Source organism: Kitasatospora sp. NPDC088861 (assembly GCF_044750105.1).
Classification (GTDB): domain Bacteria; phylum Actinomycetota; class Actinomycetes; order Streptomycetales; family Streptomycetaceae; genus Kitasatospora.
The window spans coordinates 61,370-71,153 of record NZ_JBIVJF010000036.1 but is presented as its reverse complement, the minus strand read 5'-3'; the positions used below and the strand labels follow the sequence as shown (position 1 = coordinate 71,153).

Here is a 9,784-nt window from a genome sequence, read left to right as displayed (position 1 = left end):
AGGGGGGACCCTGTGGGAGAGTAGGACGCCGCCGAACAATCATTCACAGAGAACCCCCATCCGGGAAACCGGATGGGGGTTCTCTGCATTTCCGGTGACGTATCGTCGGGGCATGGACGATCAGACAGCGGTCATTGCGAACAGTGTGCTCCGCCCCGAGCAGCGCGACGGCGCCCTGCGCGTTCTGGCGGACGCCCAGGCGGTGGACGGCCGGGCTGCCGTGTCCGAGCAGGGCCGGCTTCGGCTGCGTTCCTCGGACACTCCGCGCCCCGGCGTGAGCCACTTCATCGAGAGCGAGCACGGCGCCGCCGTCGGTTACGGACAGCTCGAAGTCCCGGAGGGCCCCGGGGCCAACCCCGCCGCCGAGCTGGTGGTCGACCCGGCCGCCCGCGGCCGCGGCCTGGCCCGGCCGCTGGTGGACGCGGTGCTGGCACAGGCCCACCGGGCCGGCCGTGACGCGGTGGACTTCTGGGTGCACGGTGGTCACCCGGCGGCCCGGCACCTGGCCGGCCGGTACGGGGCCGAGCTGGTGCGCGAGCTGCGGCAGATGCGCCGCAGCGGGCCGCAGACCGAGGCCGTCGCCATCCCCGAGGGCGTCGAGCTCCGGACCTTCCGCCCCGGCGAGGACGACGCCGAGTGGCTGCGGTTGAACGCGCTGGCCTTCGCCCACCACCCGGAGCAGGGCTCCTGGACGGAGCGGGACCTGGCCGAGCGGCTGGCCGAGCCCTGGTTCGATCCGGCCGGCTTCTTCCTCGCCACCCGGGGCGGCAAGGTGGTCGGCTTCCACTGGACCAAGGTGCACCCGGCCACCGCCACCGAGCCTGCGCTCGGCGAGGTCTACGTGGTCGGGGTGGACCCGGCGGAGCAGGGCAGCGGTCTCGGCCGTGCCCTGACCGCTGCCGGTCTGCGTCACCTGACCGGTTCGGACGCCGGCGAGCGCGGACTGGAGACGGTCCTGCTCTACGTCGACGCCGACAATCCGGCCGCGGTGCGGGTATATGAACGACTGGGGTTCACCATCCACGAGGTGGACCTCATGTACCGCGTCCAGTACCGCGAGGACCAGGCGGCCTAGGACCCGGACAGGACCTACGGGACCGGGCAGGACCTAGCGGCTCCGGGTGGTCCGGGGCAAGGGGCCGGACGTCACCGGCCCTTGCCCCGACCGACTCAGCTTTCCTCCTGGCCATGCGGTGTTTACCGTGGATTCAATTGCTGCCGCGAAGATCACAGGATGAAGTCCGTAGTGTCTCGCTCGTGCAGAGTCGACCGCCACGCGCCGGCCGGCCCTGTACGGACCGCGCCCGGCGGGTGGGCGTTGGCCCTGGGCGAGGACGACGGCCCGCAGAGCCATTCGCGTCCGGACGACGTCCTGCTGCTGGAGGAGCTGGAGCCCATGAGCATCCCCCGCCCCGTCTCTGCCTCGCTGTCCCCGCCGGCCAGGATGTCCGGTGCGCTGGGGATACCGCCCGAGCTGCCGGCCGAGGACGAGCAGGAGTTCGACGCACTGCCGCAGGGCCGCTTCCTGGACCGCGAGCGCAGTTGGCTCGCGTTCAACGAGCGCGTCCTGGAGCTGGCAGAGGATCCTGGGATCCCGCTGCTGGAGCGGGCCAAGTTCCTCGCCATCTTCGCGAGCAACCTGGACGAGTTCTTCATGGTCAGGGTGGCCGGGCTGAAGCGCCGGATCGCGACGGGCGTCGCCCAGCGCAGCGCGTCCGGCCTCCAGCCGCGCGAGGTGCTGGACCTGATCTGGACCCGCTCGCGCGAGCTGATGGCGCGGCACGCCGCCGCCTTCCAGCAGGAGGTGCTGCCGGACCTCGCCACCGAGGGCATCGAGGTCGTCCGCTGGCCGGAGCTGGCCGAGAAGGAGCAGGCCCGGCTGCACACCCTGTTCCGGCAAAAGATCTTCCCGGTCCTCACCCCGCTGGCGGTCGACCCGGCGCACCCCTTCCCGTACATATCGGGGCTCTCGCTCAACCTGGCCGTGGTGGTGCGCAATCCGGTCTCGGGGCACAAGCACTTCGCCCGGGTGAAGGTGCCGCAGTCGCTGGCCCGCTTCCTGGAGGCCTCGCCGCAGCGTTACGTCCCGCTGGAGGACGTGATGGGCGCGCACCTGGAGGAGCTGTTCCCGGGCATGGAGGTGCTCGCGCACCACGCCTTCCGGGTGACCCGCAACGAGGACCTGGAGGTGGAGGAGGACGACACCGAGAACATCCTCAAGGCCCTGGAGAAGGAGCTGATGCGGCGGCGCTTCGGCCCGCCGGTGCGGCTGGAGGTCGAGGAGTCGATCGACCCCTACATCCTGGACCTGCTGGTGCGGGAGCTGAACATCACCGAGGCGGAGGTCTTCCCGCTGCCCGGTCCGCTCGACCTGACCGGTCTGTTCGGGATCGCCGAACTGGACCGCCCGGAGCTGAAGTACCCGAAGTTCGTGGCGGGCACCGCCCGCGGACTGACGGACGTCGAGTCGGCGTCCCAACCGGACATCTTCGCCGCGATGCGCGAGCGGGACGTCCTGCTGCACCACCCGTACGACAGCTTCTCCACCTCGGTGCAGGCCTTCCTGGAGCAGGCCGCCGCCGACCCGGACGTCCTGGCGATCAAGCAGACGCTGTACCGCACCTCCGGCGACTCGCCGATCGTGGACGCGCTGATAGACGCGGCGGAGTCGGGCAAGCAGGTGCTGGTCCTGGTCGAGATCAAGGCGCGCTTCGACGAGCAGGCCAACATCAAGTGGGCCCGCAAGCTGGAGGAGGCCGGCTGCCACGTCGTCTACGGCCTGGTCGGGCTGAAGACGCACTGCAAGCTGTCGCTGGTGGTCCGGCAGGAGGGTGACACCCTGCGCCGCTACTCGCACGTCGGCACCGGCAACTACCACCCGAAGACCGCCCGGCTGTACGAGGACCTGGGGCTGCTGACCTCGGACCCGCAGGTCGGCGCCGACCTCTCGGACCTCTTCAACCGGCTGTCCGGCTACTCGCGCCGGGAGTCCTACCGCCGCCTGCTGACCGCCCCGCGCGGCCTGCGCGACGGGCTGGTCTCCCGGATCCACAACGAGATAGCCCACCACCGGGCCGGTCGGCCGGCGTACGTGAAGATCAAGGTCAACTCGATCGTCGACGAGGCCGTGATCGACGCGCTGTACCGGGCCTCGCAGGCCGGCGTGCCGGTCGACGTCTGGGTGCGCGGGATCTGCGCGATCCGGCCGGGCGTGCCGGGGCTGAGCGAGAACGTCCGGGTCCGCAGCATCCTGGGTCGCTTCCTGGAGCACTCCCGGGTCTTCGTGTTCGGCAACAACGGCGATCCGGAGGTCTGGATCGGCAGCGCCGACATGATGCACCGCAACCTGGACCGCCGGATCGAGGCACTGATGCGGATCACCGACCCGGCCCACCGGGCCGAGCTGTCCGGCCTGATCGACCTCGGGATGTCGGACGAGACCGAGTCCTGGCACCTGGGGCAGGACGGCGCGTGGACCCGCCACTCGCAGGACGCCGAGAGCCGGCCGCTGCGGCACGTCCAGGATCTGCTGATCGACTCGCGCCTGCGCCGCCGGGCCGCCGCCTCGCGCTGACGCGACCACTGATGCGAGCCGCTGGAACCGCAGGGGACCGGTTCCGGCGGTCGGCCACCAGCCCCGGGGGGACGAACCCGGGGGAACGGGGATCTACCACGCCATGACCGATGCGCCGATGACGGCCCAGGCGGCCGCCACCACGACCGCCGGGGACATCCTCTCCAGCCACCTCACCGCCCAGGCCGGCGCGTTCCTGCGCGCCCTGCCGCTGACGGTGGGCGAGGTCGGCGCCAGACCGGGGACGGCCGCGGTCGTCCCGGCGGCCGGCACCGCCGACCTGCTGCGGGCGGTCCGGCGGATCGGCGGGCTGCTGCACACCTTCGGCTCCGTCTTCGAGCAGGCCTGGGCCCAGGAATCGCGCACCGAGCTGCGCTGGCTGCTCAACCTGCTGGCGCTGGAGCCCGGTTACGTCCGCCGCTCGGCCCGGCTGCTGGGCGCGCTGGACTCGCTGAGCGGCAGCGATCCGGACGGGACGGGCATGCTGGCCGGGCACGTCGGGGCGCCCAAGGCGCGGGCGCTGCTGGACCGGCAGCTGACCCTGGCCCGGACCAGGGCGCACTCCTCGGTGCTCCAGGAGCTCCGGTCGGCCCGGCTGCACGCGCTGGCGGACCGGATGACGCTGCTGGTCGGCGATGCCCCGCTGCTGGAGTCGGCGGGCGGCCGGGCGCCCGCGGTGCTGCTGCCGCAGGCGGCCGCCGCGTTCACGGCGCTGTCGGCGAGCGCCCAGCAGCTGCCGCTGCACCGGGCGGCCACGCCGTACGGAGGTGACGGGCTGCGCCGGCTGGGCGCCGTCCCGGCGGCGCGCGGCGCGGTGGACGCGGACACGGCGCTGGCGGCCGACGACGCGCCGTGGGCACGGACGCGCATCCTGGTGAAGCGGGCCCGGTACGCGCTGGAGGTGTGCGGTCGCGGGTCCGCCGAACTGGACGAGTTGGACGGGGTGTTGGGCCGGCACCAGGAGGCGGCGGACGCTGCGGTCACCGCGGCCACCGCCGCGCGGACCCCGCGGATCACCCCGGCGACCGCCTACGTGCTGGGCGTGGTGCATGCTGATCAGCGACTGGAGGTGGAGGCGGCGCGGTACGCCTTCGGCCGCCGGTGGTCCGACCTCCCGCCCGGCCTGGACGGCTGGCCGGACCTCCCCCCTGCCGAGGGCTGGGGGCATTCCCCCGCACCACGGACGGCCTGAATTGCGCGATCGCCTGAGCACCGGGCCGGCAGCGGACGCACCCGCGACCGGGGTGGGGCATGCCCGGGTGATCCTGGCGGCGGGTGCGGTGCTGTGGCTGCCGGGACGGCCGAAGAAGAGCGGCCGGCTGGGGCGGCCGCGGATCGCGGTGATCCACCGGCCCAAGTACGACGACTGGAGCCTGCCGAAGGGCAAGCTCGACCCGGGGGAGGGAGTGGTCGCGGCGGCGCTGCGCGAGGTGCGCGAGGAGACCGGGTTCGCCTGCCTGCTCGGTCCGGAGCTGCCGGCCCAGCACTACCTGGCGCAGGGCCGGCCGAAGGAGGTGCGCTACTGGGCGGCGGTGCCGTCGAGCGGGGCGTTCCGGCCGAACCGCGAGGTGGACCGGCTGGAGTGGCTGCCCGCCGGAAAGGCCCGCGCCCGGTTGACGCACGACCGCGACCGGTTGCTGGTCGACGCCCTGCTGGCGATCCTGGGTGCGAAGCCCGTACGGGCGAGTGATCACCCTCGGTGACGGGACGGTGGAAGTGATCTCGTCGCGCCCTCGCCGTGACGCAACCGTGACTACCTGGCGTAGTTTCCTGTCATCCTTTCGAGGTTCACTCTCCGTTCACTTGTGACCGGCTGTCGTGTCACCTACCCGGCCTAACTTCGGGTTTACCGGAGGGCCGAACGGGCCCCGGACCACAGCAGAACCCGCGCCCGCCGTCCTCGCACGGCCCGCGCGACGGGCAATGCCACAGAAAGGGACACCCCTGTGAAGCTCCAGCGGAACGGCCGCTCCAAGGCCCTCGCCATCGGTGCCATGGCGCTCGTCAGCTCGCTGTCGCTCGCTGCCTGCGGCTCGGACGACAACGGTGCCAAGGCCGCCGGTGGCTCCAGCGGCTCCGCTTCGGCCGCCGCGGTCAACTGTGGCAAGGGCGGGACGCTGCTCGCTGCGGGCTCGACGGCTCAGGCCAACGCGATCGACGTGTGGAAGACCACCTACGGCGCGTCCTGCTCCGGCACCACCGTCAACTACAGCGGTGGCGGTTCCGGCGCCGGTGTGCAGCAGTTCAACCAGGGCAAGGTCGCCTTCGCCGGCACCGACTTCGCGCTCAAGCCCGCCGACGTCGACACCTCCAAGACGGTCTGCACCGGCGGCAAGGCGATCGACCTGCCGCTGGTCGCGGGTCTCGTCTCGCTGGTCTACAACGTCGACAACGTCGACAACCTGGTCCTGGACGGCCCGACCTCCGCCAAGATCTTCGACTCGCAGATCACCAAGTGGAACGACCCCGCGATCGCCGCCCTGAACCCGGGCGTGCAGCTGCCGGACGCCGAGATCCAGACCGTCCACCGCTCGGACGACTCCGGGACCTCGTACAACCTCACCTCCTACTTCGCCAAGACCTCCGGTGGCGCCTGGAGCGCCGCGCCGGACAAGGCGTGGAAGGGCAAGGGCGGCCAGTCCGCCCAGGGCAGCGCCGGCGTCTCCGCGCAGATCAAGCAGGTCAAGAACTCCATCGGCTACGCCGAGCTGTCCTACGCGCAGAGCAACAACCTCAAGAGCGCCAAGATCGCCACCGGTGCGGCCAAGCCCGTCGAGGCGACCGCGGCCAACGCCGCCCTCACCTTCGCCTCCTCCACCGTCGTGGGCACCGACGGCGACCTCGCCCTCTCCCTGGACTACGGGACCAAGGCCGACAACGCCTACCCGATCATCCTGGTGACCTACGAGATCGCCTGCGACAAGGGCAACAAGCCGGAGAACCTCGAGAACCTGAAGTCCTTCCTGACCTACGCCATCAGCGACGCCGCGCAGAAGGCGATCGGCGACAAGGGCTACGTCCCGCTCCCCGCCGCCATCAGCGACAAGGTCAAGGCCGCCGTCTCCTCCCTGGCCTGACCCGACAGGAGCACCGGTGGGACGGCCCCGTGAGCGAGGGGGGCCGGGGTCGTCCCACCGGAACGCACCGACCCAGCACCAACGTCCGGGGCACCGCCGCCATGGTGCCGTCCCCCTTCCGGGGCGGCACCACCAGACCGGAGTAGACAATGACTTCATCCTCCCCTGCCGCCCCGCGAGGCAGGGAACGCCGACCGCGCGACAGCCGCTTCGGCGACAAGATCTTCATGAACCTCGCCCGCGGTTCGGGCATCCTGCTGCTGGTCATCATGGCCGCGATCGCCGGCTTCCTGGCCTGGCGCGCGGGCCTGGCCCTCAGCACCAACGAGGGCAACTTCCTCACCACCTTCGAGTGGACGCCGGACGCCACGAAGCCGGTCTTCGGCATCGCCGTCCTGGCCTTCGGCACCCTCGTCAGCGCCGTCATCGCGATGACGATCGCCGTCCCGGTGGCCATCGGGATCGCGCTGTTCATCTCGCACTACGCGCCGCGGAAGATCGCCCAGCCGTTCGCCTACCTGGTCGACCTGCTCGCCGCCGTCCCCAGCATCGTCTACGGCCTGTGGGGCGCGCTCTTCCTGGTCCCGCACATGGACGGCCTGACCAGCTGGCTCAACCAGTACCTCGGCTGGACGTACCTCTTCGACCAGACCAAGACCGGCACCCCGCGCAACCTGTTCACCGTCGGCATCCTGCTGGCGATCATGGTCCTGCCGATCATCACGGCGGTCTCCCGCGAGGTGTTCCGCCAGGTGCCGCGGATGCAGGAGGAGGCGGCGCTCGCGCTCGGCGCGACCCGCTGGGAGATGATCCGCACCGCGGTGCTGCCGTTCGGCCGCCCCGGCATCATCTCGGCCTCGATGCTCGGCCTCGGGCGCGCGCTCGGCGAGACCATCGCCGTCGCTGTGGTGCTGTCCGCGAGCAACGTGCTCTCGCTGCACATCCTCGACGCGGGCGGCGGCACCTTCGCGCAGAACATCGCGCTGAAGTTCGCCGAGGCCGGCAACAACGGGCGCGACGCCCTGATGGCCTCCGGCCTCGTCCTGTTCGTCATCACCCTGCTGGTGAACGGTGCCGCGCGACTGATCATCGCCCGCCGCAAGGAGTACTCGGGGGCCAACGCATGACCGCGGCAACGACTTCCGTCACGGCCGACGCCCGGCCGCTCAGCCGGTCCCTGACCGCCAACCGGCTGCCCAAGTGGGCCCCGGCCGCCGTCGCGGTCGGCTCGATCGCGGTCGGCTGCGGGATCGGCGCCGCCGCGGGGCTGGAGAGCCACCTGCAGTGGGGCCTGATCTCGGCCCTGCTGTTCCTGCTGGTCAGCTACGGCGTCTCGGCCCAGGTCGAGGGCCGCCGCCAGGCCAAGGACCGGTTCGCCACCTCGGTGGTCTGGGTCGCCTTCATCCTGGCCGTCGTCCCGCTGATCTCCCTGACGGTCTACACGGTCCAGCAGGGCATCGGCGTGGTGAACGGGAACTTCCTGAGCCACTCGATGAAGGGCGTGATCGCCTCCGGCCCCGGCGGCGGCATCTACCACGCGCTGCTCGGCACCATGCAGCAGGTCGCCCTGGCCACCGCAATGGCCGCCCCGGTGGGTCTGCTGACCGCCGTCTACCTGGTCGAGTACGGCCGCGGCACGCTCGCCAAGACCGTCACCTTCTTCGTCGATGTCATGACGGGCATCCCGTCGATCGTCGCCGGTCTGTTCGTCCTCTCGCTCTGGAACATCGCCCTGGGCTTCAGCTACTCGGGCTTCTCGGGCAGCCTCGCACTGGCGATCCTGATGATGCCGGTCGTGGTCCGGTCCACCGAGGAGATGCTCAAGCTCGTCCCGAACGAGCTGCGCGAGGCCTCGTACGCGCTCGGCGTGCCGAAGTGGAAGACCATCCTGCGGATCGTCCTCCCCACCGCGATCGGCGGCATCACCACCGGCGTGATGCTGGCGGTCGCCCGCATCACGGGCGAGACCGCCCCGGTGCTGATGCTGGTCTTCGGCGCCGACGCCATCAACAGCAACCCGTTCGACGGACCGCAGCAGTCCCTGCCGATGTACATCTGGCAGCAGTACTCGGTGGTCAACAACGACTTCGGCTACGCCCGCGCCTGGGGCGCCGCGCTGGTGCTGATCGCCTTCGTGATGGGGCTCAACCTCATCGCCCGGGGCATCGCACGCTGGCGCTCGCCCAAGGGCGGACACTGAGCGACCGACTGACGTACGAAGACAGACGAGAGAAGCAACGATCATGGCCAAGCGCATCGACGTCAGCGGACTGTCCGCCTACTACGGCACCACCAAGGCCATCGAGGACATCTCGATGAGCATCGAACCCCGCTCGGTGACCGCCTTCATCGGCCCCTCCGGCTGCGGCAAGTCCACCTTCCTGCGCACCCTCAACCGGATGCACGAGGTGATCCCCGGCGCCCGGGTCGAGGGCAAGGTCCTCCTGGACGACGAGAACCTCTACGCCTCGAACGTCGACCCGGTCGCCGTCCGCCGTTCGGTCGGGATGGTCTTCCAGCGCCCGAACCCGTTCCCGACCATGTCGATCTACGACAACGTGATCGCCGGGCTCAAGCTCGCGGGCGTGCGCAAGAAGTCCGTCCTGGACGAGGTGGTCGAGCGCTCGCTGAAGGGCGCCAACCTCTGGAACGAGGTTCACACCCGGCTGAACAAGCCGGGGGCCGGCCTCTCCGGCGGCCAGCAGCAGCGGCTGTGCATCGCCCGCGCCATCGCGGTCGAGCCGCAGGTCCTGCTGATGGACGAGCCCTGCTCCGCGCTCGACCCGATCTCCACCCTCGCGATCGAGGACCTGATCGGCGAGCTCAAGTCGCAGTTCACCATCGTCATCGTGACCCACAACATGCAGCAGGCGGCCCGCGTCAGCGACCGCACCGCCTTCTTCAACCTGGCCGGCGTCGGCCAGCCGGGCAAGCTGGTCGAGCTGGACGACACCCAGCGGATCTTCTCCAACCCGTCGGTCCAGGCGACCGAGGACTACATCTCCGGCCGCTTCGGCTAGGCCGTACCCCCGCCACGAGCCGACGGACCGCGGTGTCCGGAGGCGAACGGCGAGCACACAGGCTGCTCCGCGGTGCTGCATGGCGGTGCCGCCGTGGAGCATGAAGAAGGGCC

The 9,784-nt window shown here is 71.0% G+C and carries 8 protein-coding genes; all 8 read left to right on the top strand.

Annotation, left to right across the window (positions count from 1 at the left end; genetic code table 11):
• Positions 1-112: 112 nt before the first annotated feature.
• The 8 genes from mshD to pstB all read left to right on the top strand — a co-directional run bounded on the left by mshD (position 113) and on the right by pstB (position 9,671).
• Positions 113-1,075: a mycothiol synthase gene (mshD, locus tag ACIP37_RS34400; RefSeq protein WP_363586540.1), complete on the top strand. Its 963-nt coding sequence runs from the start codon at positions 113-115 to the stop codon at positions 1,073-1,075.
• A 321-nt stretch (positions 1,076-1,396) separates the two neighbouring features.
• A complete protein-coding gene (locus ACIP37_RS34395) occupies positions 1,397-3,574 on the top strand; it encodes an RNA degradosome polyphosphate kinase (protein ID WP_363586586.1) in 2,178 nt (725 codons plus the stop codon).
• Between the two features lie 103 nt (positions 3,575-3,677).
• On the top strand, positions 3,678-4,766 hold the full coding sequence (locus ACIP37_RS34390; RefSeq protein WP_363586541.1) for a CHAD domain-containing protein: 1,089 nt from the start codon (positions 3,678-3,680) through the stop codon (positions 4,764-4,766).
• Positions 4,767-4,818: 52 nt separating this feature from the next.
• Positions 4,819-5,277 (top strand): NUDIX hydrolase, encoded by a 459-nt coding sequence (locus ACIP37_RS34385; RefSeq protein WP_400808967.1) that lies wholly within the window; start codon positions 4,819-4,821, stop codon positions 5,275-5,277.
• Between the two features lie 243 nt (positions 5,278-5,520).
• The gene (pstS, locus tag ACIP37_RS34380; protein ID WP_363586542.1) at positions 5,521-6,651 is read left to right on the top strand and encodes a phosphate ABC transporter substrate-binding protein PstS; all 1,131 of its coding nucleotides are present in this window, start codon (positions 5,521-5,523) and stop codon (positions 6,649-6,651) included.
• Positions 6,652-6,800: 149 nt separating this feature from the next.
• Positions 6,801-7,778, top strand: a complete 978-nt coding sequence (gene pstC, locus ACIP37_RS34375; protein ID WP_363586543.1) for a phosphate ABC transporter permease subunit PstC — start codon at positions 6,801-6,803, stop codon at positions 7,776-7,778.
• A complete protein-coding gene (gene pstA, locus ACIP37_RS34370) occupies positions 7,775-8,851 on the top strand; it encodes a phosphate ABC transporter permease PstA (protein WP_363624989.1) in 1,077 nt (358 codons plus the stop codon). The genes pstC and pstA overlap by 4 nt, the downstream gene beginning before the upstream one ends.
• 43 nt (positions 8,852-8,894) lie before the next feature.
• Positions 8,895-9,671 (top strand): phosphate ABC transporter ATP-binding protein PstB, encoded by a 777-nt coding sequence (gene pstB / locus ACIP37_RS34365; RefSeq protein WP_063348284.1) that lies wholly within the window; start codon positions 8,895-8,897, stop codon positions 9,669-9,671.
• Positions 9,672-9,784: the final 113 nt, after the last annotated feature.

Bases quoted from the DNA above. Each gene is read 5' to 3' on its own strand.
- ACIP37_RS34390 (WP_363586541.1), top strand. From the start codon at position 3,678: ATGACCGATGCGCCGATGACGGCCCAGGCGGCCGCCACCACGACCGCC.
- mshD (WP_363586540.1), top strand. From the start codon at position 113: ATGGACGATCAGACAGCGGTCATTGCGAACAGTGTGCTCCGCCCCGAG.
- pstA (WP_363624989.1), top strand. From the start codon at position 7,775: ATGACCGCGGCAACGACTTCCGTCACGGCCGACGCCCGGCCGCTCAGC.
- pstB (WP_063348284.1), top strand. From the start codon at position 8,895: ATGGCCAAGCGCATCGACGTCAGCGGACTGTCCGCCTACTACGGCACC.
- pstC (WP_363586543.1), top strand. From the start codon at position 6,801: ATGACTTCATCCTCCCCTGCCGCCCCGCGAGGCAGGGAACGCCGACCG.
- ACIP37_RS34395 (WP_363586586.1), top strand. From the start codon at position 1,397: ATGAGCATCCCCCGCCCCGTCTCTGCCTCGCTGTCCCCGCCGGCCAGG.